Origin of the sequence: Streptomyces viridochromogenes DSM 40736, from assembly GCF_000158955.1 — a bacterium.
Lineage (GTDB): Bacteria > Actinomycetota > Actinomycetes > Streptomycetales > Streptomycetaceae > Streptomyces > Streptomyces venetus.
Genome location: NZ_GG657757.1, coordinates 7,942,566 through 7,966,240, shown reverse-complemented (window position 1 = coordinate 7,966,240; position 23,675 = coordinate 7,942,566). Strand labels below are relative to the sequence as shown.

The window sequence follows — 23,675 nt, the reverse complement described above, 5'->3', positions numbered from 1 at the left end:
CATGCACGTCCTCGTGGTGCACAACCGCTACGCCTCGGCGCAGCCGAGCGGGGAGAACAACGTCGTCGACCAGGAGGTGGCGCTGCTGCGCGGAGCCGGCCACCGGGTCGAGGTGTTCGAGCGGCGCAGCGACGACATCGCCGCCCGGTCGCTGCTGGGCAAGGCCGCGGTGCCGCTGCTGGTGCCGTGGAACCCGGCGGTCCGCGCGGAACTCGCCGCCCGGCTGCGCGCCGAGCGGCCGGACGTGGTGCACGTCCACAACGTCTTCCCGCTCCTGTCGCCGGCGGTGCTGACCGCCTGCGCCGACGCCGGCGTGCCCGTCGTCGCCACGCTGCACAACTACACCCAGGTCTGCCCGCCCGGCACGCTCCAGCGGGACGGCCGGCCCTGCACCGAGTGCGTCGGGTCCGCGCCGCTGCCCGCCGTCCGGCACGGCTGCTACCGCAACTCCCGGCTGGCGACGGTGCCGCTCGCGGTGAGTCTGTCGGTGAACCGGCGGCGGTGGTGGTCCGGTGAAGAGCGGTTCCTCTGCATCTCCGCGGCGCAGCGCGACGTCCTGGTAGGGGCCGGTCTGCCGGCCGAGCGGCTGGCGGTGAAGCACAACTTCGTGCCCGACCCGGGCGCCTGCCGGGCGGGCTCCGGCGAGCATCTGCTCTATCTCGGCCGGCTGGCGGAGGCCAAGGGCGTACGGCTGCTCATGGCCGCGTGGGACGAGCTCGCCGCCGCCGGTGGTGTGGGCGTGCCGCTCGTGGTCGCCGGCGCGGGGCCGCTGGAGCGAGAGGTGACCGCCTGGGCGGCGGGCCGGGACGACGTGCGCTACGTCGGCCTGTACGACCCGGCGGAGTGCCGGCGGGCCGTCGCGCGGTCGGTCGCCGTGGTGGCTCCTTCGACCTGGCTGGAGGCGTTCGGCCTGGTGGTCGTGGAGGCGATGGCGGCGGGGGTCCCGGCCGTCGCCGCCGGGCACGGCGCGTTCGTCGAGCTCGTCGAGGACGGGGCGACCGGGCTGCTGCACCGGCCGGGCGATGCCGCCTCGCTCGCGTCCTGCCTGCGCCGGATCACGGCCGGGCCGGCCCGCAACCGGGAGATGGGGCAGGCGGCCCGGCGCCGTTACGAACAGGGCTTCAGCCCGGCCGTCGGGCTGGAGCGCCTGATGGAGGAGTACCGCACCGCGATCGCGGGTCGGTCGGAATTACTGGGGGGCAGTACATGACACGATGCCGACTCTGCGGCTCGGAAGCGATGGCGAGCGTCGTCGATCTCGGGGCGACGCCGCCGTGTGAGAGCTTTCTCGCCGCGGACCAACTGGATCAACCGGAGCCCGCGTACCCGCTGCACCTGCGGGTCTGCACCGACTGCTGGATGGCTCAGATCCCGCCGCTGATCACGCCGGAGGAGACGTTCGAGGAGTACGCGTACTTCTCCTCGTACTCGACCTCCTGGGTGGAGCACGCGCGCACGTTCGTCGCCGGCGCCGTGGAGCGGGTGGGTCTCGGCCCCGACGCCTTCGTGGTCGAGGTCGCGAGCAACGACGGGTACCTGCTGCGGCACGTGGTGGACCGCCAGATCCGCTGCCTCGGCATCGAGCCCTCGGTGAACGTGGGCGCGGCGGCGCGGGAGGCGGGCGTGCCCACGCTCACGGAGTTCCTGAGCCCGGACACCGGCTCGGCCGTCCGCGCCGAGCACGGCCCGGCGGACCTGGTCGTGGCCAACAACGTGTACGCGCACATCCCGGACGTCGTCGGCTTCACCCGGGGGCTGCGCGCCCTGGTCGCCGACGACGGCTGGGTCTCCGTCGAGGTGCAGCACCTGCTGACCCTGATCGAGGAGAACCAGTACGACACGATCTACCACGAGCACTTCCAGTACTACACGGTCGCGTCCGCGATCCGGGCGCTGGCGAGCGGCGGACTCACGCTCGTGGACGTCGAGTTGCTGCCCACGCACGGCGGTTCCGTCCGGCTGTGGGCCCGGCCGTCCGAGGTGGCGGGCGAGCCTTCGCAGCGGGTGGCCGACGTGCTGGCGCGGGAGAAGGCCGCCGGGCTGCAGGAGCTGTCCGGGTACGCCGAGTTCTCCGCCCGGGTGGCCAAGGTGCGCCGGGACCTGCTGCGGTTCCTCATCGAGGCGGCCGAGCGCGGTGAGACGGTCGTCGGCTACGGCGCCCCGGGCAAGGGCAACACCCTGCTCAACCACTGCGGCATCCGGCCCGACCTGCTCCCGTACACGGTCGACCGCAACCCCTACAAGCACGGCAGGTTCACCCCGGGCACCCGCGTCCCGATCCTGCCACCCGAGCAGATAGCCGCCGACAAGCCGGACTACGTCCTCGTCCTCCCGTGGAACCTGCGGGCCGAGCTGGTCGAGCAGCTGTCCTTCGTGCACGAGTGGGGCGGCCGTCTGGTCTTCCCCATCCCGGAACTGAGCATTGTCGAGGTCAAGGCATGAAGGTCGTTCTGTTCTGCGGCGGTTACGGCATGCGGATGCGCAGCGGTGCCGCGGACGACGTGCCCAAGCCGATGGCGATGGTCGGCCCGCGGCCGCTGATCTGGCACGTCATGCGCTACTACGCGCACTTCGGGCACACCGAGTTCATCCTGTGCCTCGGGTACGGGGCGCACCACATCAAGGACTTCTTCCTCAACTACGAGGAGACGACGTCCAACGACTTCGTGCTGCGGGGCGGGCGGACCGAGCTGCTGTCCACCGACATCGCCGACTGGACGATCACGTTCGCGCAGACCGGCATCGAGTCGCCGATCGGTGAGCGGCTGCGCAGGGTGCGGCACCACCTGGACGGCGACGAGATGTTCCTCGCCAACTACGCCGACGTGCTCACCGACGCCCCGCTGCCGGAGATGATCGACCGGTTCGCGCGGCGCGACGCCGGCGCGTCGATGATGGTGGTGCCGCCGCAGTCCTCGTTCCACTGCGTGGACCTGGGCGAGGACGGCCTGGTGGGGGGCATCACGGCGGTGAGCGAACTGCCGCTGTGGGAGAACGGCGGCTACTTCGTGCTCCGCCAGGAGGTCTTCGACCACATCCCGGAGGGTGGGGACCTGGTCGCCGACGGATGTGCCCAACTGGCCAAGCGGGGCAGGCTGGTGGCGCATCAGCACCGCGGCTTCTGGAAGCCGACCGACACGGTGAAGGAGCGGGCCGCGCTCGACGACGCCTACGCCCGGGGCGACCGGCCGTGGGCCGTGTGGGAACGGGACGGCGCCGGGGTGACCGCGTGATCGGGCTCGGGGCCGGACCTCTGGAGCGGATCGTCGCGGTGGGCGCGCACTGCGACGACATCGCCATCGGCGCCGGCGGCACGCTGCTGACGCTGTGCCTCGCGCGGCCGGGTGTCCGAGTCGACGCGCTGGTGCTCTCCGGCGGTGGCAGCGAGCGGGAGCAGGAGGAGCGGGCCGCGCTGGCCGCCTTCTGCCCGGGCGCCGACCTGCGTCTCACCGTGCACAAGCTGCCGGACGGCCGGCTGCCCGCGCACTGGGAGGAGGCCAAGGCCGCGGTCGAGGAACTGCGCGGACAGACCGAGCCGGATCTGATCCTGGCCCCGCGCACCGATGACGCGCACCAGGACCACCGCGGCCTGGCGCGGCTGATACCCACCGCATTCCGCGACCACCTCGTGCTCGGCTACGAGATCGTCAAGTGGGACGGCGACCTCGGCCGGCCGGCCGCCTACCAGCCGCTGTCACCGGAGATCGCCGAACAGAAGGTGCGGCTGCTGCAGGAGCACTACCCCTCGCAGCGGCACCGGCCCTGGTACGACCGGGAGGCCTTCCTCGGCCTGGCGCGGATCCGCGGCATCGAATGCCACGCGCGTTATGCCGAGGCGTTCGCCGCCACCAAACTCACACTCAATCTGGGGGGATGAAAAGTGCGCGTACTGCTGACCGGACACCAGGGATATCTGGGCACCGTGATGGCCCCGGTCCTGAAGGCCGCCGGGCACGAGGTCGTCGGCCTCGACGCCGGTCTGTTCGCCGACTGCGTGCTGGGCCCGACGCCCGCGGACCCGCCGGGGCACCGGGTGGACCTGCGCGACGTCACGGCCGACCACGTGGCCGGGGTCGACGCCGTGATCCACCTGGCCGCGCTGTCCAACGACCCGCTGGGCTCGCTGGCGCCGGAGCTCACCTACGACATCAACCACCACGCGTCCGTCCGCCTGGCCCGGCTCGCCCGCGACGCCGGGGTGCGGCGCTTCGTGTACGCGTCCACCTGCTCGGTCTACGGCGCGGCGGGCGGTGACGAGCTGGTGACCGAGGACGCCCCGCTGCGCCCGGTGACGCCCTACGCGGAGTCCAAGGTGCGGGTGGAGGACGACCTGCACGCGCTGGCCGACGGCGACTTCAGCCCGGTGTACATGCGCAACGCCACCGCCTTCGGCTACTCCCCCAGGCTGCGCGCCGACATCGTGCTGAACAACCTGGTGGGCCACGCGTTGCTGTCCGGCGAGGTGCTGGTGCTCTCCGACGGCACCCCCTGGCGTCCGCTGGTGCACGCCGCCGACATCGCCCGGGCCTTCGCGGCCGCGCTGACCGCGCCGCGCGAGGCGGTGCACGACCGGGCGTTCAACATCGGCAGCGAGGTCAACAACGTCACGGTCGCCGAGATCGCCGCGCAGGTCGCCGAGGCGGTGTCCGGCGCGAAGGTCAACATCACCGGGGAGACCGGTGCCGATCCGCGGTCGTACCGCGTGGACTTCTCCCGGTTCCGCACGGCGATACCCGGCTTCGACTGCGAGTGGACGGTGAAGCAGGGCGCGCTCGAACTCGCCGACGCCTACCGCAACCACGGGCTGACCCGGGAGGACTTCGAGCAGCGCTTCACCCGCCTCGCCGTGCTGCGCGCGGCGTCCGGCGCCGGCACCGTCGACGACACCCTGCGGCGGCGCCGATGACCGAGCCCGGCAAGGAGATGCACGCGCTGGTGGAGCGGCTGTACCCGCTGTGCCGGAGCATCACCGGCGACGGGGTGCGCGCCACCCTGGAGATCGTCGGCGAGTACATCCCGCTGCAGACGCACGAGGTGCCGACCGGGACCCAGGTCCTCGACTGGACGGTGCCGCAGGAGTGGAACATCCGGGACGCGTACATCGCCGACGCCGCCGGCAACCGGGTCGTCGACTTCGCCGAGTCGAGCCTGCACGTGCTCGGCTACAGCGTGCCGGTGGCGACGACCATGCCCCTGTCCGAGCTGCGCGCACACCTGCACACGCTGCCGGACCACCCGACCTGGGTGCCCTACCGCACCAGCTACTACAAGCCGGAGTGGGGATTCTGCCTGGCCCAGGAGACCCTGGACGCGCTTCCGGAGGGCGATTACGAGGTACGGATCGACTCCACCCTCGCCGACGGCCATCTCACCTACGCGGAGTACGTGGTTCCCGGCCAGGTCCCCGACGAGGTGATCGTGTCCTGCCACGTCTGCCACCCGTCGCTGGCCAACGACAACCTGGCCGGCATCGCGGTGGCCACGTTCCTGGCCCGGGCGCTGGCACAGGAGACGCCGTACTACACCTACCGGTTCCTGTTCGCGCCCGGCACCATCGGGGCGATCACCTGGCTGGCCCGCAACGCGGAGCGGGTGGAGCGCGTCAAGCACGGCCTGGTGCTGGCCTGCGCCGGTGACTCGGGCGCGCTGACGTACAAGCGGAGCAGGCGCGGCGACGCGGAGATCGACCGGGTGATGGGGCACGTCCTGGCCGCCTCCGAACGCCCCCACCGGGTCGACGAGTTCACGCCGTACGGCTACGACGAGCGGCAGTTCTGCTCGCCCGGGTTCAACCTCGGCGTGGGTTCGCTGAGCCGGACCCCGTACGCCGGCTACCCCGAGTACCACACCTCGGCGGACAACCCGGACTTCGTCTCCCCGCAGGCGATGGCGGACACCCTCGCGGTCTGCCGTGAGGCGTTCGCCGTCCTGGACCGCAACCGCAGGTACCTCAACCTCAGCCCCTACGGCGAACCGCAGCTCGGCCGGCGCGGGCTGTACGACGCGCTCGGCGGGCGCAGCGACACCAAGCAGGCCCAGATGGCCATGCTGTGGGTGCTCAGCCTCTCCGACGGCGAGCACAGTCTGCTGGACGTCACGGAGCGGTCCGGGCTGCCGCTCGACACCGTCGCCGCCGCGGCCGACGCCCTGCACGGCGCCGGCCTGATCAAGGCATGACGCGGATGACCACCGAGGAGGAGAAGACGAGGGCACCGGCCGGATCCGTCCGGCGGGCCTTCGTCGGACGGCTGTCCTGGGGGCTGGCCGACCAGGCGGCCTCCAGCATCAGCAACTTCGCGGTGGGGATCTATGTGGCCCGCTCGCTGGGGGTGACCGCGTTCGGCGTGTTCAGCCTCGCCTGGGTCACGTACGGCGTGGTGCTGAATGTCTCCCGCGGGCTTGCCACCGATCCGCTCGTGGTGCGCTTCAGCGGCGTGCCGGACGCGTCCTGGCGCGGGGCGGTGGCCCGGTCGTCGGGTACCGCCCTCGGCGTCGGTGCCGCCGTCGGCGCGGCCTGTCTGGTGGTCGGCCTCGCGCTCGGGGGGCGCGTGGGGCCCGCGTTCGCCTGCCTCGGCGTCATGCTGCCGGGACTGCTGCTCCAGGACGCCTGGCGGTACGCGTTCTTCGCCGCGGGCACCGGGCGCAAGGCGTTCGTCAACGACGTCGTGTGGGGCGTCGCACTCGTCCCCGCCATGGTCGTCGCGGCCCGCGTGGGCACCGTGGCCGCCTTCGTGCTCGCCTGGGGCGCGTCCGCCACGGTGGCAGCGGCGTACGGCTGCCTCCAGTCGGGCATCCTGCCCCGGGCGGCCCGGGCGCGCGCGTGGCTGCGCGAGCAACGCGACCTCGGCTACCGGTACTTGGTCGAGAACGTCAGCCTCAGCGGCGCGAGCCAACTGCGCGCGTACGGGCTCGGCGCGATCGCCGGGGTCGGCGCGGTGGGCGCGGTCCGGGGCGCCGAGCTCCTGCTCGGCCCCTTCCTCGCCGTGCTGATGGGCCTCTCGCTGGTCACCGTCGCGGAGGCGGCACGGGTGCTGCGGCGGGCCCCGAACCGCCTCTGCACGTTCTGCCTCCTGCTGGGCGGCGGGCAGGCCGTCGCCGCGCTGCTGTGGGGCGGGGCGCTGCTGCTGATGCCGGACCGGCTCGGCGAGCTCGTACTCGGCGACGTCTGGCACTCCGCCGCCCAGCTCATCGTGCCGGTCACCCTCGGCGTCGCGGGCGCCGGCCTCGGCACCGGCGCGGCGGCCGGGCTGCGCGCGCTCGCCGCTGCCCGGCACAGCCTGCGCTGCCAGCTGTTCGCCTCCGCCTGCTACGTCGCCGGCGGGCTCGGCGGCGCGGCCCTGGCCGGCACGGTCGGCTCGGCCTGGGGCGTCGCCACCGCGACCCTCGCCGGTTCGGCCGTGTGGTGGCTGCAGTTGCGGTCCGCCCTGCGCGAGCACCTGAAGGAACCCATCCCCGAAGTGAGGACGTCATGACCGCCCATCCCCGGCTGAGCATCGGCCTGCCCGTGTACAACGGCGAGGAGTACGTGGCCGAATCGCTCGACGCCCTGCTCGGCCAGACCTACGAGGACTTCGAGCTGGTCATCTCCGACAACGCCTCGACCGACGGGACCGAGGACATCTGCCGCAAGTACGCCGCGCAGGACTCACGCATCCGTTACATACGGCTGCTTCGGAACATCGGCGCCGCGCCGAACCACAACTACGTCTTCACCGCCTGCCGCGGCGAGCTGTTCAAGTGGGCCTCGCACGACGACCTGTACGCCCGGGACCTGCTGCGACGCTGCGTGGAGGCGCTGGACGAGCGGCCGGACGTGGTCCTCGCACACTCCGGCCAGGCGGTCATCGACGGCGAAGGACAGGTGAAGGTCCCCTACGAGTACGGGCTCGCCACCGCCTCGCCGCACGCGCCGGAACGCTTCCGCAGTTTCCTGTTCGAGCCCGGTGGCGACGACTTCTACGGGGTGATGCGCGCCGACATGCTGCGCCGGGTGAAGCCGCACGACAGCTATCACCACGCGGACCGGACGTTCGTCGCCCAGATCGTCCTGCAGGGGCCCTTCCACCAGGTGCCGGAGCTCTTGTACTTCCGCCGCGACCACCCCACCCGCGCCGAGCGGGCGAACCCTTCCAAGCGCTCCCGGTGCGTCAACCTGGACCCGCGCCGGGCGGGCCGGCTGCACCCGACGCCCCGGCTGCTGGCCGAGTACGTCTGGGGCTTCGCCTCGGCGATTCAGCGGGCGCCGCTGTCCGCGGCCGACCGGCGCGCCTGCTACCGCCACCTGGCCGCGTGGATGGCCAGCCGGGTCCGGCCGGGCGCCGGCGAGCGGGTCGAGGACCGCGCCGTGGTCGACCCGGCCAAGCTCGCCGTCTCCGTCGACGACCTCGTCGCAGGACGCGAGGGGCGGCGGACACGCGAGGGGCGGCGGACATGAGAACTCCCGTACGTGTCGGGGTGTTCGGCCTGCTCGGCTCCGGCAACCTCGGCAACGACGGATCACTGGAGGCCGTACTCGCCTATCTCCGCGCCGAGCATCCGGCGGCGGTCGTGGACGCGCTGTGCGGCGGGCCCGAGGTCGTCACGGCCCGGTACGGGATCCCCGCGACGCGCCTGCACTGGTACCGCGGGGAGTACCGGACCGCGTCCCGGGTGGGCTCGATCGCGGGCAAGGGACTGGGCAAGCTCGTCGACGTGGTCCGCACGGCCGCCTGGGTGCGCCGGCACGACGTGGTGATCGTGCCGGGCATGGGCGTCCTGGAGGCCACCCTGCCATTGCGGCCGTGGGGCTTCCCGTACTCCCTGTTCCTGCTCTGCGCGACCGGCCGGCTGTTCGGCACCAAGGTCGCGCTCGTCGGTGTCGGCGCCGCCGCGATCCGCGACCGGGCGACCCGGGCCCTGGTACGCCGGTCGGCGCGGTTGGCCGCCTACCGGTCGTACCGGGACACCCTGTCCCGCGACGCGATGCGGGAGATGGGCGTCGACACCGCACGCGACCCGGTCCACCCGGACCTCGCGTTCGCGCTGCCGACACCGCCGGCCGGTACGCCCTCCGGCCCGCCCGGCCTGGTCTGTGTCGGCGTCATGGACTTCCACGGAGGCAACGACGACCGTGCCCGTGCCGAGGAGATCCACCGGCGCTACCTCGACGGGACGACTCGTTTCGTCCGCGCGCTGGTCGAGGACGGCAGGCCGGTCCGGCTGCTGACCGGCGACGCGTGCGACGCGTCGGCGGTCGCCGCGATCCTCGACGCGGTGGACTCGCCGCTGGTCACAGCGGCGGAGGCGGCCTCGCTGGCCGACCTGATGAGGGAGACGGCGGCGGCCGACACCGTGGTGGCGACCCGGTACCACAACCTGGTCTGCGCGCTGAGGACCGGAACGCCGACCCTCGCCCTCACCTACGCGGCGAAGAGCGACGCCCTCATGGACCGGATGGGCCTCGGCGCCTACTGCCATCCGGCCCGCGAGGTCGACGCCGACCGGCTGCTGGAGCGGTTCCGCGCGCTGGAGAAGCGATCGGCGGAGCTGCGGCAGACCCTCGCCGAGCGGAACCGGCTCACCGCGCGGCAACTCCGCAAGCAGTTCACCGCCTTGACGGCCGCCCTGTTCCCGGCGCACGACCACCCCGACCACCCGCCCGCCCGCACCCGGCAGGAGACTCCATGAAGGCGACCCAAGTCCCGGCGATCGCCGGCGCGTACCTGTTCGAGCCGACTCCGTACGCCGACGAGCGTGGCTTCTTCTGCCGTACCTTCGACGCCGACGTGGTCCGTTCGGTGGGCCTCGCCCCGGACGCCTTCGTCCAGGACAGCGTGTCCCGCTCGGTGCGGGGCGTGCTGCGCGGCCTGCACCTGCGCTCCGGCAAGGGCGAGGCCAAGCTGGTGCGGTGCTCGTACGGACAGATCTTCGACGTCGTCGTGGACCTGCGGCCGGACTCGCCGACCTACCGCAACGTGGCCTCCTTCGAGCTGTCCGGCGAGACGCAGACGACCCTGTACATCCCGGCGGGGTGCGCACACGGCTTCCAGGCGCTGACCGAGACCGCCGACACCTCGTACCGGATCGACCGCCCCCACGACCCGGCCGAGGACGTGACGATCGCCTTCGACGACCCGGAGCTCGCGATCCCCTGGCCGCTGCCGGCCACATCGATGTCCCGGCGGGACCGGGAGGCGCCGAGCCTCGCCGAGGTCCTGAAGCACATGGAAGGGTGAAGTGAGCGTGGACACCGAAGAGTTCCTCCTCCCCCGGTCGCGGGCGGCGAACGAGCGGCTGCACGCCCTGGTCCCCGGGGGCGCGCACACCTACGCCAAGGGCGACGACCAGTACCCCGAGCACCTGGCCCCGGTCATCAGCCACGGCCAGGGCGCCCATGTCTGGGACGTCGACGGCAACCGCTACATCGAGTACGGATCCGGCCTGCGATCGGTCGGCCTCGGCCATGCCCACCCCCGGGTGACCGAAGCGGTGCGACGCGAACTCGACCGCGGCAGCAACTTCGTCCGGCCGTCCATCGTGGAGGTCGAGGCCGCGGAACGCTTCCTGGCCACGGTGCCGACCGCCGAGATGGTGAAGTTCGCGAAGAACGGCTCCGACGCCACCACCGCCGCGGTGCGCCTCGCCCGCGCCGCCACCGGGCGCCCGCGGGTGGCCCTCTGCGCCGACCATCCGTTCTTCTCCGTGGACGACTGGTTCATCGGCACCACGCCGATGTCGGCGGGTATTCCGACGGCGACCACCGACCTGACGGTGGCGTTCCCCTACGGGGACCTGGCCGCCACGGAGGAACTGCTCACCCGGTACGAGGACGAGATCGCCTGCCTGATCCTCGAACCCGCCACCCACACCGAACCGCCGCCCGGCTACCTCGCCGGCCTGCGCGAACTGGCCGACCGGCACGGCTGCGTCCTGATCTTCGACGAGATGATCACCGGCTTCCGCTGGTCCGAGGCGGGCGCCCAGGGCCTGTACGGCGTCGTCCCCGACCTCTCCACGTTCGGCAAGGCGCTGGGCAACGGGTTCGCCGTCTCGGCGCTGGCCGGGCGCCGCGAGCTGATGGAGCGGGGCGGGCTGCGTCACTCCGGCGACCGGGTGTTCCTGCTGTCCACCACGCACGGTGCGGAGACGCACTCCCTGGCAGCCGCGATGGCCGTGCAGACCACCTACGTCGAAGAGGGCGTCACCGCTCAACTGCACGCCCTCGGAGAGCGGTTGGCGGCCGGTGTCCGTGACGCCGCGGCCGCCATGGGCGTCGGCGACCACCTCGTCGTCCGGGGCCGGGCCAGCAACCTGGTCTTCGCCACCCTCGACGAGAACCTCCGACCGTCGCAGGAGTACCGCACGCTCTTCCTGCGCCGGCTCCTCGCGGGCGGGGTGCTGGCCCCGTCGTTCGTGGTGAGCAGCGCGCTCAGCGACGCCGACATCGATCACACCGTCGATGTGGTGGCCCAGGCGTGTGCGGTGTACCGCAAGGCACTGGACGCCACCGACCCCACCCCCTGGCTGGGCGGACGACCGGTGAAGCCCGTGTTCCGCCGGTTGGCATGACGTGACGTGACGTCAGCGGCGCTCCCGCCGAGGGGCGTCGGCCGTCCTGTCCGCCAACCGGTCAGCCAACCGGTCAGCCGTCCGGTCGACCAGCCACGCGGTCGCCGGTACCACCGCCAGCGCGGTGCACCAGCCGCCGAGGACGTCGGTCGGGTAGTGAGCGCCCAAGGCGACCTGCGCCCAGCCCATGGCGCAGCCGGCGACCAGCGCCGCTGCCAGCACGAGCGACATGCCGACCGTCCTGCCGAGGCCGGGCCGGCCGGTCGTGAGCAGCGCCACCACGAGGGCGAGCGCGGTGAGGAAGGCGGTGTGCCCGCTCGGATAGGACAGGTTGCCGTCGCCGTGGATGGTGCGTCCCACCACGGGTTTGAGCAGCGTCGTCGCCCCCACGGCCGTGGCGACGCCGGCAACGACGAGCACCGCCGCGCGAGGACGCCGCAGCAGCAGGCACCCCGACACGGTGACCACGACCAGCATCGCCGCCCCCACGGGCTCCCCCAGGAAGTCCGTGGCCAGAGCGACATCCCGCCACGGCGACCGCACACCCTCCACCGTCGGCTGGATCCAGGCGTCCACCGTGCCGGGCTCGCCTGCGCCCGCGTACGCGACACCGAGCACCACGACCACCAGCGCGGCGAGCGCCGCGACCAGCCCGAGCCACGTCCGCAGCGACGGGGGCAGCACCCCGGTCACGCGTTCACCTGTCACGATGCAGCGCCCCCCGAGATCGCTCTCCCCCGACGAGCCTAACCAACAGCGCGGTCGAAGCTCCACCGTCCCGCGGCACCGGAGACGCGGTGGATCGGGCCGGTGACCTGTGTGAGGGGCAGGCCGGTGGTCTGGTTGGCGTGGGCGATGATCTCGGCGGTGATGGAGACGGCCGTCTCCTCGGGGGTGCGGGCGCCGAGGTCGAGGGCGACCGGGAGCAGGGGGATGTCGAACGGAGCTGCGCTCGGGAACGGTCGATCAGCGTGAACCGGGATGCCCGTGCTTGGTGCCCTGCGCGTCGAGGCGACGCAGGAAGCGGTCACCCCGACCGCGACGGACCGTTACCGCCTGGCGACCCGGACCCTGGTTCCGGCCGAAGCGACGACCGCGACCTGGGCTGCCACGGTCGACGGGGACGAGCTGCGGGGCCGCGGTCGCGGAGATCCGCCGCAGCGCACTGGTACGGGTCGAGGCGGCGCCGCACGGACTCCGGCTACGCATGGCAGGCCGGGAAGACCGGCACTGCCGGCTGCTGTCGGAGGAGTTTCCCGACCACCCGCTGATGCTCGCATCGCTGTCCGAGTCCACGACCCGTGTGACGGTCGCGAAGGATCTCCTTCTGCAAGCCCTGGAAGAACAGCCAGGCGAGCGGATCACGCTGCGGGTGCCCCCTCACGGCCTGAACGTCCTGGAGACAGGGACAGGGACAGGGACGGGGACGGGGACGGGGAACCTCGGCGTTCCGCTCACTGCCACCATGACGGGCCAAGACCTTCAGATAGCCTTCGAGCTGACCACTCTCTATCCGGCCGTCAGCACCGCCATCGGCCCCGACGTGATGCTCGACCTGCGAGGACCGGACCAGCCCGTCACGATCCGCTCCGCCGACCGCGGCGACCTCACCACCCTGGCCATGCCCATCAAGCCCGATCACTCAGTCTGAGCAGGACGACGAGGAACACCACCATGACCGCTACTCCCGCCGGCCCCGACACGACCATGGAAGCCATCAGCCAAGCCGTCGCCGAAGGATGAGCCGGCGACCCGCTGCACCGCTGTACCCTCGCGCACTACCCGGCAGACCTCTACGAAGACGCCGCCCAGTCCCTGGCCTGGGACATCCGCGCCTTGGACGCTGCCGATGCCGTGACCGAGCAGCGCGTCCAGCGGCACCACGCCGGCCTTCACGTCGCCGGCTTCTATCCGTCCCTGCACCTCAACCTCGCTGACGACTACCGCCTTCTCGGCTCTTTCGACGCAGCCACCGCGCATTTGCCCGCGGCCGGAGAGCATGCCCCCGACCTTCCCCAGGACGCGTACGGGGCCTTCCTCCGTACTGCCCTTGATGACGTGGCAGAGGCCGTCTCCCGGCGGGACATCGCCAAGCGAACCTCCGCCCCGGGCCCCGCCGAATGACGCACGGGAACGCGCCCCTCACCGTCGAAGCGCGGTAGGCAATTCGGGTGCGTACGGAGCGGTACCGCGCACTCCCACGGTTCGGCGGGCATCTTCGGAAGAGAGCCGCGGGCACGCCGCGGCTCATGCGATCGGGGAGTGCTCATGTCAGGGCAGTTCGAAGCGACCGTCGAAATCGACCGACCAGTCGAAGCAGTCTTCGACTACCTCGCCGATGGACGCAACGATCCACAGTTCAGCCCCCGCGTGCTCACCATCGAGCGGGTCCCCGATACTCCGACCGCCGTGGGAACCGTCTTCCGCAGCACGGTCAAGGATGCTGGGATGAAAACGGCCAGGGAGTTCCGCATCACCGACCTCGAAGCCCCGGTGAGGATCCGGTGGGCCGAGGTGTCGAAGAACAGCGTAACGGCCCGCGAAGGCGGCTACGACCTGGAGCCGTTGGCCGACGACAGGACACGGGTCCGTATCTTCAACGTCCTGGAAGGCCACGGGCTTGGCAAACTCCTCGTCGGCCTGGCGCTCACCGCTGCCCGCAAGGATGCCGCCGGCTTCGGCGCCCGGATCAAGGCAGCGGCTGAAGCGGCGATCTATCCGCGCTGACGTGTCGCCTCGACTGGAACGGCCCTTTTGGCGGGTGTTAGATGGAAAGCGTCACGAGCGTGGAGACGTGCCGTAACGGCGGGCAGCCACCGAGCCGCGATTGATTTCCTGGTCGGGAAAATCGGGTGCGTGACGAGCCGGCGGCCGATGCAGCGCCGAGCGCTCTTGGCCAAGTCCATGTCCGAGACTCGCGTGAGGAGCGCTGTCATGCCTGCTGCCAGCCCCGTCGTGCTCGAGCCTGCGGCTCAGGAGGTCGCTGAGGGGTTCTCGAAGCCGCCGTTCCTGTACGAGATGGCGCCGTCCGATGCCCGGAAGGTCCTCGCAGATGCGCAGGCCGCGCCGATCAGCAAGCTCCCGGTCGACGAAGAGTGGATCACGGTTCCCGCCGAGGTGGGGGATGTACGGGTACGCCTCGTCAGGCCGCGGGGCACTACCGGCATGCTGCCGGTCATCGTGTACATGCACGGTGGAGGCTGGATCCTGGGCAACGCCGAAACCCACGACCGGCTCGTGCGCGAGCTCGCCGTCGGCGCCGGCGCGGCGCTCGCGTTCGTGGAGTACCCGAACTCGCCGGAAGCCCACTATCCGACCGCGATCGAGCAGGGTTACGCCACCGCCCAGTGGATCACCAGAAACGGGGCGTCCAAGGGCCTGGACGCCGACCGCATGGCGGTGGCCGGCGAATCTGTGGGCGGCAACATGGCGGCCGCGCTGGCGCTGATGGCCAAGCAACGCGGCGACGTCACCTTCCTGCAGCAGTCGATGTACTACCCGGTCACCGACGCGGCGATGGACACCGAGTCGTACGAGCAGTTCGCCACCGGCTACTACCTCACCCGCAAAGCGATGGAGTGGTTCTGGGACGCCTACACCACCGATCCGGCCCAGCGCGCCGAGATCACGGCATCGCCGAATCAGGCCGCCCCCGAGCAGCTCACCGGGCTGCCGCCCACCTACCTGTGCGTCGACGAGGCCGATGTGCTGCGCGACGAGGGAGAAGCCTACGCCACCAAACTCCGCTCAGCCGGCGTCCCCGTCACGACCGTGCGCTACGACGGCACCATCCACGACTTCATGCTGCTCAACGCGCTCAGCGAGACCCGAGCCACGCGAGCCGCCATCGACCAGGCCACCACGTTCCTGCGCGCCGGACTCGGAACCGGCTGAGACCGTGCCGCAGATCGAGAGCGGCTTCTGTCCCCGACGGGTGTGATCGGCAGGCTTGATCCACTTTGGGGAAACCGAAGGGGTGCCCCTCTGCCTTCCGCTCGTTACGGCAGGCTCCTGACAGGAGCGTCTTTGGAAACGCCGGGCAGGGCGAGGCGGGCTGTGATGCGCTTACCGACCGCCTCCTGATCGACGGACAGTCCCTCGCTCACCGCCTTGACGATCTCCAGGCCGTGGCCGCCGATCCTGCCGGGATCCGCTGCCCGCGCGGTCGGGACCGTGGGGGCACTGTCCCACACGACCACTTCCACGGCTTCGGCGGTGAGCCCCAGCTCCACCAGGACGGGGCCCGGAGCGTACTTGCAGGCGTTGGTGACCAGTTCGCTGACGACGAGCTGGGTGAGGTCCTTCGTGCGCGCCGGCACCAGGAGGCCGTAGTCGTCGCCGGCCTGGTCGAGGAAGGCGGCGGCGTGCTGGCGGGCGTCGGCGATGCAGCCCTCGTCTCCGCCCAGGGCGAATCCGACGCGTGCCAGATGCCCCTCCGGCGTTGTAAAGCCCCCACCCTCGGCGTCAGATTTCACTGCCTCGCCCTCACTCCCCGTTCTGCGCGCCGGTACCCCCTCTGCCGCCATCCATGCCGGACGAGTGGTGTTCGAAAACCGCCACGTGCATGCATCCGGCCGGACGGGTGGGGCAGAATCATCCGCGCGTGCCCTAAACCGGGGACAAGCCTAAATCGCAGTCGAGGAGACCGTGGCCCACATTGAACCAGCGGACCGGCCAATGCGGCTCTCCGTCGAACACCGCGTACTTTCGGGCGTCCGCGTCGTGACGCTGCGGGGCGAGATCGACCACGATGTTCAGGACGTGCTCAGCCAAGCCCTGCTGGCTGAGAACACGACGGTGCCCCTACGAATGGTGGCGGATCTCAGTGGTGTGACCTTCATGGACTCCAGCGGCATCAACGTCTTCGTCGCCGCTTACCAGCAAGCGAGCGACACCGGCGGGTGGGTGCGCATCGCCGGGGCCCAGGAATCCGTCCTGCGCGTCCTGCAACTGGTCGGCGTGGACACCCTCATCCCCTGCCACCCCACCACCGAACAGGCCCTGGCCACGTGACCGCTACCGGCCTGACTCGAGTCGTGCGCGAACGGAGCACCGGCGCAGAGCTGGAACCTCGCCGGTAGAGCGAATCGGCCAGCTCAGCGGACCCGGCCGTAGACGAGAGCCTCACGCGGCGAAGGGCTCTGTGGCGATCGCGCTCTGCGTATCGTCCGGCCGTGTCGAACGCGATATCCGACGGTCCGAAGGGCCTGCTGGCTGACGGCGCCTCGTCCACCGGTGTGGACGGCCGCCAACACCGAGGACCGTCCAGGGCTGGTTGCTCTTGTCGCGATCAGCCCCGGACGGTGCACATGCGAACCCCTTGCCAGTGGTTGTGGTGGGCGTGGCTCGGGGTCGTATGAAGAGCGGAGGCATCCCCGAGTGCCTGGCGTAGTTCGTGGAGTTGCCGCGCCGTGAGCAGACCGTCGCCCACCGACTGGAGGGTGTCGTACTGCGCCGGGTTGACGATGCTGGGGTGCCGGTAATCCTTCACCAGCCGCTCGCTCCCCGGTGGCACCCAGGGCGCGTCCTCCCCGAGCCGCCCCAGGGCTGGAGCCTGCGCACGTACCAACTCGGGGTTGCCAGATCGTCCCCGTTGCCGGGCCACCACAGCCCGCCGAGCGCATAGCGGCATATCCCCGTCGAGACCACCGAACCGGCGCTACGACAGGCCCAGCACGCGCATCGCCAGACCGGCCGTCGGCTTCGGACCGAACGAGGTGGACTTCCGGGGCAACAGCACGCCGGCGCCGGCCAGTTCCCACACCGTGTCCTGACTGATCACCGGCAACAGGAGCGCGCTGCCGCTACCAGGAGCGGACACGGCGGCCGTGGCCTGCCGGATGTCGTGGAGGTACGTCACGGCGCCGGGCAGGTCGGGCACGGACCAGGCATGGCGGAGCAGCAGGTGGTCGCTGACGGCGGCGGGGAGGTGCGCCCACTGGCTGGGGTGATCCGCCAGGGCTTCTTGCAGGGCCCGGGGGTCAGGATGTGTGATGCTCCAGGCCTCTCCCCCGCCGGTGAGTATGAGTTCACCGGGCTCGGGCGGACGCGGCCCTCCCGGCATCGGGAGCACTCGAGCCACTTCGGCCGCGTTGCGTGCGGCTTTCTCCGGTTCCAGTGCCGGCAGCAGTCGATGGATCGCGGAGAGCCGCAGGGGATACGTCACGGTGTCGACCAGGAGGGCGAGGCTGCTGGTCCACGGGCCTGCCGCGTCGCCGCTCAGCTGGAGGCAAGCGGCGTGGCGGTGGTGGCCGTCGGCGATGAGGGCCTGCCCTACGGACAGACCATTGGCCAGACGGGCGAGTTCCGCGGGGTCATCGCAATACCACAAGGTGTGGGTGATCTGTCCGGTGCGGGCAACGGCGACCGGCGTTCGGCGGGTGGTGTGATCCACGAGCTGTGCGGTCGTCGACTCTGTGCCTCGGTGGGCCAGCAGCAGTGGCTCCAATTGGGCGCGCAGCCCTGACATGTGGGCGGCGCGCTGTCGGACCAGGTGGCCCGACACGTCTTCGTGCGGCAGCAGTTGTCCCGCCTGGCGTGGCAGCAACAGGTCGCCGATAAGGCCACGTTGGAGGATCCGGGCGCCACGCTGTTGCTGGTAGACGTACAGTGCGGGCCGCTCGTCCCGGCGGAGTACACCGCGTTGCAGCCAGCGCCCCATTTCGCGGGCGGCGCCCTGCGGTGCGTCCGCGTACAGCAGTCGCGCCACGTGGTGTGGGTGGCGTCGGAGCGCGCGGGCCTGGGCTGGGTGAAGGTCGTCGTAGGGCGGGGCGAGGAAGGCAGACGGGTCGCCGACACGGTCCGCGTCGTAGCGCACCGCCCGGAAGGGGCGGAGCTGCAATGGGGTCGGCTCGGGGATGGGCACCGCAGGAGCGGGCATGGAGGACTCCTCGCAGAAGGCAGGGCCCGATGAGGGCGGGGGCACCGTGTGGTGCCCCGCCCCTGGGCCGGAGGGCCGGTGGGTCAGACGGTCGCGGCGAGCGGCTCGGAGGTCGGCGGCGCCGCCAGTCGGCCGGTGCGGTGCAGGCCGTACAGGGCGGCCGCGCAGACCAGGCCGAGCGTGCACAGGGTGATCCAGGGCAGCGCTGGCATCCCGGCCGCGCGGGCGGCGTCGAGCGCGGCGCCCGTGCCGAGGTTCCCGACGGTGATGCCGATGCCGCAGATCGTGTTGTACAGCCCGTAGTGGGTGGCGACGAGGCGGTCACCGGAGAGGCGGACGATGGTGTCCATCTCGAACGGATAGGCGATCATCGTGCCGATGGCCAGCAGCAGCGCGGCGAGCGTCGGCGGGACCGCCGCGAGCAGCCACAATCCGATCCCGGACTCCGGTACGGGCACGGCGGCGGCGACAAGCAGAGGCACGAAGGCCAGCCCCATCGCTGCCAGTCCGCGCACGAGTGCCTGTCCTGGCTCGTACCGTGCCTTGCACCACGCCGTCACCCGTGTCTGACCGAGGATCGTGGTCAGCCCGGAGACGGCGAAGAGCATCGCCACGGCCGCCGTGCCGAACTCCCCGTCGCCACCGAGCCGGCGTACCTCCAGCGGCAGCGCCAGGTAGACCTGGAAGGACAGGACGTAGGAGCCGATCATGGCGATTGAGAAGAGCAGGAACGGCCGGTTGGCGAGGATGCCGCGCCATTGGGTGAGCACACCCTGGCCGGCGTGAGCGTCCTGCCGCTTGGCGTCCTGTGACCTCCTTGCGGGCAGTGCGCGGATCTGTACGACGCTCAGCAGCGCGAAGATCCCGGCCGACACCAGGCAGGTGATGCGGAAGTCCACCCCGGTCAGCACCATGCCGGCCAGCGGGCCCAGCAGGATGCCTGCCTGGTAGAACACGTTGAACAGGGCGAACGCCTCGACCCTGCGCTCCCCCGCGTCGGCCGCGAGGTACGCCCGTACGGCCGGGTTGAACAGCGCCCCGGCCAGCCCGGTGGCCGCTGAGGCGGCGAGCAGGGCAGGCAGGGAATCGACCAGTCCGAGGGTCGCGAAGCCGAGGGTGCGCAGCACGCATCCGGCGACGATCAGCGGCTTGTAGCCGAGCCGGTCGGCGAGTGTGCCACCGACCAGGAACATGCCCTGCTGGCTGAAGTTGCGTACGCCGAGGACGAGTCCGACGATCCAGCCGGCCAGGCCGAGCGTTCCGGAGAGGTGGGCGGCCAGATAGGGCATCAGCATGTAGAAGCCGAGGTTGATGGTGAACTGGTTGACCATCAACAGCTGGACGCTGCCTTCGTATGACCGGACCTGGGTGATCAAGCCCTTCACCGGTCCTCCTCCGAAGCGTCGGGCTCTGCCTCCGATGCGCCCTGAGCGCCTTGAGCACCCTGAGCGCCCTGCAGGGTGAGGGGGTCGACGACGTCGGTGCACCGGGTCCAGCGGGTGACCTCCTTCTCGTCCAGGCGGCCGAGCAGCTCCGGTTCGAGTGCCGGTGGCGACTCCAGCAGGCCGTGGGCGGCGCAGTAGTCGTCGTCGTAGACGGTCCCCAGGTATCGCTGCGGGCCGTCGGGGAAGATCGCGACGATCCGTGCGTCCGCCGGCATCGTGCGGGCCAGCCAGCCGGCCACCAGCGCGACCGCGCCGACGCTCCAGCCACCGGTGGCGTAGTGGGAGGCGGCCAGTTGGCGGCAGGTCCACACGGCCTCGTGCGGGGCCACCCAGTGCACCTCGGAGAAGTTCTCGTAGGCGACGTTGCGGGGGTAGATGCTGGAGCCGAGGCCGCGCATCAGGCGGGGTCGGGCGGGCTGGCCGAAAATCGTGGAGCCGATGGTGTCCACACCGACGACGGTCAGCTCGGAGTAGAGCTGGCGCAGGACGCGGGAGACGCCGGCCGAGTGGCCGCCGGTGCCGACGCTGCACACCAGCACGTCGATGTGTCCCATCTCGGAGGCGAGTTCGAGAGCCAGCGGTGTGTAGGCGGCGACGTTGTCGGGGTTGTTGTACTGGTCCGGGCACCAGGAGCCGGGGTGCTGCTCCAGCAGCCGCTGTACGCGGTCGCGGCGGGCCTGCTGCCAGCCGCCGGTGGGGTGCGGCTCGGAGACGACGTTGACCTGGGCGCCGTAGGCGGTCAGCAGCCGGGTCATGGACAACTCCAGCCCCGGATCGGTGACCAGGGTGACCGGATGGCCGTACACCATCCCGGCCAGAGCCAGTCCCAGTCCCAGGGTCCCGCTGGTGGACTCGATGATCCGCCCGCCGGGCCGCAGGTCGCCACGGGCACGGGCCCGCTCCACCATGTGCAGCCCCGGACGGTCCTTGATGCCGCCGGGGTTGAAGCCTTCGAGCTTCGCCCAGAAGCCACGCCCGCTCGGGGCCAGCGGCTCCGACACCCGCAGCAGCGGGGTGTTGCCCACCAGCCCGGACAGGGCGGACCGGCCGGAGGGCGTCGCGGCCTTGGTCAATGACTGCATGTCTTTGTGTTCACTCTCGCTCGATGAAATCCGGTGCGGTTCATCTCGCGCGTCCTGGTCATGGGCGGACGATGCGTCCGCGCTCAGGCCATGGGCACGCGGCAGCCGTGAAGTCGGTCGGCTGCGAGCGAGTGGTCTAAATCCGCCACCGCGACGTACGAGCCAGCGCCAGACGGCCGGTGCGTGCGCTGCGACGTCTACGGCGGTCACGCCGTACGAGGGGCTTCCCGACCACCACGGACACGGCAAGGAGGACGACGGCCATCGCGCCGAGGGCAAGTCCCTCGGCCGGCTGGGCCACGGTGCGCACGATCCCGTCCGCCGCACACTCCTCGGCCCCGTGAGGAGCGTGGGGGCCATGCGGGACCTTGTCCGCTGCCATCGCCGAGAAGGCGGCAGGCACGGACACCGACTCGTGCCTCTCCTCGGGCACGCCGTGCAGGACGGCGCAGAGCACGAGCGCCATCACGAGGGCGCCGCGGATCGCCGACACGAATCGGCGGGACAACGATGAGCCGCGTGGGGCCCATAGGGCGTGCGCGGACATACGGGAATGGGTCGACACGGGTCCTCCGCGCTGCTGCCACGTCTCCGGCAAGCCCGGAGTGAGGCGCAGACATGGGTGGGGGCAGGACGGCTTCGACGAACGTGACGACCCATCATGAGCACGGGACAGGACGCTCGTCGCGCGGTACCAGCCGAACCGGTGACATTCGGCAGGCCGGTTGGAGGAACTGCGTACCTCTAGACCTGCCGCACCACGGAAGCTGCTCTGAGAGCCACGGAAGACTCACCATCCATGGGGCCACCAGCGGCCGGCCCTCGGACGGTTGAGGCGTCGTAGGAACTGGCCGCTTCGCGAACCGACGCTGCAAGGCAGGGCGATACCAGGGCAGAAGCCTGCTGAGGCTGTCCGGACAGGCAGTGCTCGCCAGGATGGGACGGCCCATGACCCCCGTGATGGTCTTCGGCATCAGCGGCGGACAGCACCGCCGGTTCGACGGCTGCATGGCGAACGCCGCCGTCCGACGGTGCAGCGAAGGCTGTCGCGCTGGTGGAGAGGTGTCCCGTGACGCTCTCTGCGTGCACGCCGTGCGTCACGAGGACGCCGAACAGGAGCACGGCCAAGGCCAGCACGCGCAGCAGCGGACCCGCACCAGTGCGGGCCCTGACGATGCGCCGGGGCGACCAAGCCGTAATCATGCCGTGATCCTAGCGGCTCGCTGGAAGTGATCGACCACCCGTGCCGAAACACCGGGTTAACTCGTCAGATGATTGGCTTGTTTGCTGCGGCGAGCGCCCGGCGACCTGATCGGTCACCGCGTGCGGGGGCGGCCCGCACGGGAACTGGGTGACGGCCGCGCGCCTAACTGTGCGTGCTTCGGCTTTTCCTCGGCTGACTCTGCCTGGGAGGGCTGCTCGGACCCGGCCACCCGCCGCCCACATGCACCGTGACGGGAAGGGACTCGCGCCTGACTTCGCCGCCCTTCCCTCGATGGCGGTCGCCTTCTGACCGGACTCACAAAACACATACGGCGGGATCCAGCCCGGGCGCGCCCCCGGACAGACCCCGCCTTGCGTGTTCTCGCGGCTCAGGCAGTCACTGTTGAAGCCGGGCTGCGGGCCGGTCGTGGTTCGAGAACCCGTTCGGCCAGGAAGCCGAACGTCAGCCCGAACGCCGCCCACAGCACTGCTTGAATGCCGATGGACGCCGTACGGAACTCCCACAGATCGGTGGCCGGGAAGCCCTTGGGGGCGTTGTCCCCGGAAGGCAGCACAGCCATCGCCATCGCGACCACCGCCACGAAAGCCACCCCCGCGGCAGTCGAGGCGTTCCAGTTGCCCCATACAGGGGCGAACTTGCGGCCCAGAAGGACGGCGGCGATGCCCAACAGTACGCTGAGCGCGATCATCAGCACGAACAGGATGGTGCGTTTGCCGACGGTGTCCGGACTACCGACGGCGGGCGGGTTCGGGGGGTACTTCAGGATCGGCACCAGGTAGAGGAGCAGGAACCCAGCGAGCGCGGTCAGAGCCGCCGTGGCCCGGGCGCCGAACCGTCCGATCCGCCCGAGCGCGAAGCAGAACGCCAGGGCCGCGATTCCGCCGATGGCGACTCCGAAGACGAGGAGCCCCGTGGCGAGCCCCGCCGTCGACTGCAGGGAACGGCTGACGAGTTCCTCGCCGCCGTGTTCATGGGAGTTGGCCTCTTCGAACGCGATGGCAGCGTTCACCGGGCCTTCTCCGACCAGGTATGCGAAGACGAAGGCAAGCACGCCGGCACCAAGACCGGCGAGCATGCCGCGCACCAGAAGGGTGCGAACAGTGACCGAGTTCATGGATGAGGACTCCGTCAGTGGCAGGGGAAGCCGAGGAGGTGGCGCGAGTCGTGCACCCACTCATGAACGTTCTCACCGGAAAGCACGGCGGTGGCACCCTGCTCGGCGCCGACGAAGTACAGCAGGACCAGCATCAGGACACCGAAGAAGACGGCCCAGGGTGCGAGCGTCCGCAGCGGCAGTGGCGTGACGGTCTGGGTGGTGGAGCTGGGGGCGGCAGTGGACTGCGCCATGGCGAGACCTCCTCGGGAACAACGCGTCCCGCATCGTGTGGAGCACTCGACGACAGCGTTGGGGTCTGACTCACCACCCTCACCTGGCCGGTGAGGTGGCACACAGTGGCGCGACCGTGCCGGGTTTGCACCGGACTTCCGTGGCGCCG

The 23,675-nt window shown here is 71.1% G+C and carries 24 protein-coding genes and 2 pseudogenes; 16 read left to right on the top strand and 10 right to left on the bottom strand.

The genetic code is table 11. The annotated features are described in order from the left end of the window. Nucleotide 1: 1 nt before the first annotated feature. The 11 genes from SSQG_RS34930 to SSQG_RS34880 are packed head-to-tail and all read left to right on the top strand — an operon-like array spanning nt 2 to nt 11,547. A complete protein-coding gene (locus SSQG_RS34930) occupies nt 2-1,210 on the top strand; it encodes a glycosyltransferase (protein WP_039935657.1) in 1,209 nt (402 codons plus the stop codon). Further along, nucleotides 1,207-2,442: a class I SAM-dependent methyltransferase gene (locus SSQG_RS34925; protein ID WP_003994713.1), complete on the top strand. Its 1,236-nt coding sequence runs from the start codon at nt 1,207-1,209 to the stop codon at nt 2,440-2,442. Before SSQG_RS34930 ends, SSQG_RS34925 begins: the two co-directional genes overlap by 4 nt. Then, on the top strand, nt 2,439-3,233 hold the full coding sequence (locus SSQG_RS34920) for a hypothetical protein (RefSeq protein WP_003994712.1): 795 nt from the start codon (nt 2,439-2,441) through the stop codon (nt 3,231-3,233). Before SSQG_RS34925 ends, SSQG_RS34920 begins: the two co-directional genes overlap by 4 nt. Then, entirely contained in the window at nt 3,230-3,877 is a 648-nt protein-coding gene (locus SSQG_RS34915; protein ID WP_003994711.1) for a PIG-L deacetylase family protein, read from the top strand. The genes SSQG_RS34920 and SSQG_RS34915 overlap by 4 nt, the downstream gene beginning before the upstream one ends. 3 nt (nt 3,878-3,880) lie before the next feature. Beyond that, the gene (locus tag SSQG_RS34910; protein ID WP_003994710.1) at nt 3,881-4,906 is read left to right on the top strand and encodes an NAD-dependent epimerase/dehydratase family protein; all 1,026 of its coding nucleotides are present in this window, start codon (nt 3,881-3,883) and stop codon (nt 4,904-4,906) included. Continuing rightward, nucleotides 4,903-6,177 (top strand): DUF4910 domain-containing protein, encoded by a 1,275-nt coding sequence (locus tag SSQG_RS34905; RefSeq protein WP_003994709.1) that lies wholly within the window; start codon nt 4,903-4,905, stop codon nt 6,175-6,177. Before SSQG_RS34910 ends, SSQG_RS34905 begins: the two co-directional genes overlap by 4 nt. 5 nt (nt 6,178-6,182) lie before the next feature. Continuing rightward, nucleotides 6,183-7,472 (top strand): hypothetical protein, encoded by a 1,290-nt coding sequence (locus tag SSQG_RS34900; protein ID WP_003994708.1) that lies wholly within the window; start codon nt 6,183-6,185, stop codon nt 7,470-7,472. Beyond that, nucleotides 7,469-8,434: a glycosyltransferase family 2 protein gene (locus SSQG_RS34895; protein WP_003994707.1), complete on the top strand. Its 966-nt coding sequence runs from the start codon at nt 7,469-7,471 to the stop codon at nt 8,432-8,434. The genes SSQG_RS34900 and SSQG_RS34895 overlap by 4 nt, the downstream gene beginning before the upstream one ends. Continuing rightward, nucleotides 8,431-9,666 carry a polysaccharide pyruvyl transferase family protein gene (locus SSQG_RS34890; RefSeq protein WP_039934276.1) on the top strand — a complete coding sequence of 412 codons (1,236 nt, stop codon included), beginning with the start codon at nt 8,431-8,433 and terminating at the stop codon, nt 9,664-9,666. The genes SSQG_RS34895 and SSQG_RS34890 overlap by 4 nt, the downstream gene beginning before the upstream one ends. Further along, the gene (rfbC, locus tag SSQG_RS34885; RefSeq protein WP_003994704.1) at nt 9,663-10,214 is read left to right on the top strand and encodes a dTDP-4-dehydrorhamnose 3,5-epimerase; all 552 of its coding nucleotides are present in this window, start codon (nt 9,663-9,665) and stop codon (nt 10,212-10,214) included. The genes SSQG_RS34890 and rfbC overlap by 4 nt, the downstream gene beginning before the upstream one ends. Nucleotides 10,215-10,221: 7 nt before the next feature. Continuing rightward, nucleotides 10,222-11,547 (top strand): glutamate-1-semialdehyde 2,1-aminomutase, encoded by a 1,326-nt coding sequence (locus tag SSQG_RS34880; RefSeq protein WP_003994703.1) that lies wholly within the window; start codon nt 10,222-10,224, stop codon nt 11,545-11,547. A 12-nt stretch (nt 11,548-11,559) separates the two neighbouring features. Here the strand turns inward: SSQG_RS34880 and SSQG_RS34875 are convergent, their stop codons facing one another. Then, nucleotides 11,560-12,255, bottom strand: a complete 696-nt coding sequence (locus SSQG_RS34875) for a phosphatase PAP2 family protein (RefSeq protein WP_039934274.1) — start codon at nt 12,253-12,255, stop codon at nt 11,560-11,562. 38 nt (nt 12,256-12,293) lie between these two features. Further along, nucleotides 12,294-12,578 (bottom strand): hypothetical protein, encoded by a 285-nt coding sequence (locus SSQG_RS41175; RefSeq protein ID WP_003994700.1) that lies wholly within the window; start codon nt 12,576-12,578, stop codon nt 12,294-12,296. Here SSQG_RS41175 and SSQG_RS34870 point away from each other — a divergent pair. The 4 genes and pseudogenes from SSQG_RS34870 to SSQG_RS34855 form a co-directional block, all read left to right on the top strand. Continuing rightward, nucleotides 12,526-13,198: pseudogene (locus SSQG_RS34870) on the top strand (MerR family transcriptional regulator); the annotation flags it as partial. The gene SSQG_RS41175 and the pseudogene SSQG_RS34870 overlap by 53 nt on opposite strands. 23 nt (nt 13,199-13,221) lie before the next feature. Further along, nucleotides 13,222-13,671: pseudogene (locus tag SSQG_RS34865) on the top strand (hypothetical protein). A gap of 144 nt (nt 13,672-13,815) precedes the next feature. Beyond that, nucleotides 13,816-14,274 (top strand): SRPBCC family protein, encoded by a 459-nt coding sequence (locus SSQG_RS34860; RefSeq protein WP_003994698.1) that lies wholly within the window; start codon nt 13,816-13,818, stop codon nt 14,272-14,274. Nucleotides 14,275-14,481: 207 nt separating this feature from the next. Further along, the gene (locus tag SSQG_RS34855) at nt 14,482-15,441 is read left to right on the top strand and encodes an alpha/beta hydrolase (RefSeq protein WP_003994697.1); all 960 of its coding nucleotides are present in this window, start codon (nt 14,482-14,484) and stop codon (nt 15,439-15,441) included. 104 nt (nt 15,442-15,545) lie between these two features. On the opposite strand, the gene SSQG_RS34850 is transcribed toward SSQG_RS34855, so the two are convergent. Beyond that, nucleotides 15,546-16,022: an ATP-binding protein gene (locus SSQG_RS34850; protein WP_003994696.1), complete on the bottom strand. Its 477-nt coding sequence runs from the start codon at nt 16,020-16,022 to the stop codon at nt 15,546-15,548. Nucleotides 16,023-16,224: 202 nt separating this feature from the next. Here SSQG_RS34850 and SSQG_RS34845 point away from each other — a divergent pair, with 202 nt between their 5' ends. Then, nucleotides 16,225-16,560 (top strand): STAS domain-containing protein, encoded by a 336-nt coding sequence (locus SSQG_RS34845; RefSeq protein ID WP_039934272.1) that lies wholly within the window; start codon nt 16,225-16,227, stop codon nt 16,558-16,560. 277 nt (nt 16,561-16,837) lie between these two features. Here the strand turns inward: SSQG_RS34845 and SSQG_RS34840 are convergent, their stop codons facing one another. The 7 genes from SSQG_RS34840 to SSQG_RS34810 form a co-directional block, all read right to left on the bottom strand. After that, nucleotides 16,838-17,038 carry a hypothetical protein gene (locus SSQG_RS34840; RefSeq protein WP_039934270.1) on the bottom strand — a complete coding sequence of 67 codons (201 nt, stop codon included), beginning with the start codon at nt 17,036-17,038 and terminating at the stop codon, nt 16,838-16,840. Between the two features lie 168 nt (nt 17,039-17,206). Continuing rightward, the gene (locus SSQG_RS34835) at nt 17,207-18,427 is read right to left on the bottom strand and encodes a DUF1015 family protein (RefSeq protein WP_003994693.1); all 1,221 of its coding nucleotides are present in this window, start codon (nt 18,425-18,427) and stop codon (nt 17,207-17,209) included. Nucleotides 18,428-18,510: 83 nt separating this feature from the next. Next, nucleotides 18,511-19,812, bottom strand: a complete 1,302-nt coding sequence (locus SSQG_RS34830; protein ID WP_039934268.1) for an MFS transporter — start codon at nt 19,810-19,812, stop codon at nt 18,511-18,513. Beyond that, nucleotides 19,809-20,954 (bottom strand): PLP-dependent cysteine synthase family protein, encoded by a 1,146-nt coding sequence (locus SSQG_RS34825; protein WP_039934266.1) that lies wholly within the window; start codon nt 20,952-20,954, stop codon nt 19,809-19,811. Before SSQG_RS34825 ends, SSQG_RS34830 begins: the two co-directional genes overlap by 4 nt. 136 nt (nt 20,955-21,090) lie before the next feature. Next, complete coding sequence (locus SSQG_RS34820) at nt 21,091-21,447, bottom strand: hypothetical protein (protein ID WP_003994690.1); 357 nt, start codon at nt 21,445-21,447, stop codon at nt 21,091-21,093. Nucleotides 21,448-22,546: 1,099 nt separating this feature from the next. After that, nucleotides 22,547-23,293, bottom strand: a complete 747-nt coding sequence (locus SSQG_RS34815) for a CbtA family protein (protein ID WP_003994688.1) — start codon at nt 23,291-23,293, stop codon at nt 22,547-22,549. 14 nt (nt 23,294-23,307) lie between these two features. Next, the gene (locus SSQG_RS34810; RefSeq protein WP_003994687.1) at nt 23,308-23,526 is read right to left on the bottom strand and encodes a CbtB domain-containing protein; all 219 of its coding nucleotides are present in this window, start codon (nt 23,524-23,526) and stop codon (nt 23,308-23,310) included. Between the last annotated feature and the right edge of the window lie 149 nt (nt 23,527-23,675).

What these genes read in the sequence shown, in the direction of transcription:
- SSQG_RS34855 (WP_003994697.1), top strand. Translation starts at nt 14,482, where the DNA reads ATGCCTGCTGCCAGCCCCGTCGTGCTCGAGCCTGCGGCTCAGGAGGTC.
- SSQG_RS34890 (WP_039934276.1), top strand. Translation starts at nt 8,431, where the DNA reads ATGAGAACTCCCGTACGTGTCGGGGTGTTCGGCCTGCTCGGCTCCGGC.
- SSQG_RS34930 (WP_039935657.1), top strand. Translation starts at nt 2, where the DNA reads ATGCACGTCCTCGTGGTGCACAACCGCTACGCCTCGGCGCAGCCGAGC.
- SSQG_RS34900 (WP_003994708.1), top strand. Translation starts at nt 6,183, where the DNA reads ATGACCACCGAGGAGGAGAAGACGAGGGCACCGGCCGGATCCGTCCGG.
- SSQG_RS34925 (WP_003994713.1), top strand. Translation starts at nt 1,207, where the DNA reads ATGACACGATGCCGACTCTGCGGCTCGGAAGCGATGGCGAGCGTCGTC.
- SSQG_RS34920 (WP_003994712.1), top strand. Translation starts at nt 2,439, where the DNA reads ATGAAGGTCGTTCTGTTCTGCGGCGGTTACGGCATGCGGATGCGCAGC.
- SSQG_RS34825 (WP_039934266.1), bottom strand. Translation starts at nt 20,954, where the DNA reads ATGCAGTCATTGACCAAGGCCGCGACGCCCTCCGGCCGGTCCGCCCTG.
- SSQG_RS34845 (WP_039934272.1), top strand. Translation starts at nt 16,225, where the DNA reads ATGCGGCTCTCCGTCGAACACCGCGTACTTTCGGGCGTCCGCGTCGTG.
- SSQG_RS34815 (WP_003994688.1), bottom strand. Translation starts at nt 23,293, where the DNA reads ATGAACTCGGTCACTGTTCGCACCCTTCTGGTGCGCGGCATGCTCGCC.
- SSQG_RS34905 (WP_003994709.1), top strand. Translation starts at nt 4,903, where the DNA reads ATGACCGAGCCCGGCAAGGAGATGCACGCGCTGGTGGAGCGGCTGTAC.
- SSQG_RS34895 (WP_003994707.1), top strand. Translation starts at nt 7,469, where the DNA reads ATGACCGCCCATCCCCGGCTGAGCATCGGCCTGCCCGTGTACAACGGC.
- SSQG_RS34860 (WP_003994698.1), top strand. Translation starts at nt 13,816, where the DNA reads ATGTCAGGGCAGTTCGAAGCGACCGTCGAAATCGACCGACCAGTCGAA.
- SSQG_RS34835 (WP_003994693.1), bottom strand. Translation starts at nt 18,427, where the DNA reads ATGCCCGCTCCTGCGGTGCCCATCCCCGAGCCGACCCCATTGCAGCTC.
- SSQG_RS34810 (WP_003994687.1), bottom strand. Translation starts at nt 23,526, where the DNA reads ATGGCGCAGTCCACTGCCGCCCCCAGCTCCACCACCCAGACCGTCACG.
- rfbC (WP_003994704.1), top strand. Translation starts at nt 9,663, where the DNA reads ATGAAGGCGACCCAAGTCCCGGCGATCGCCGGCGCGTACCTGTTCGAG.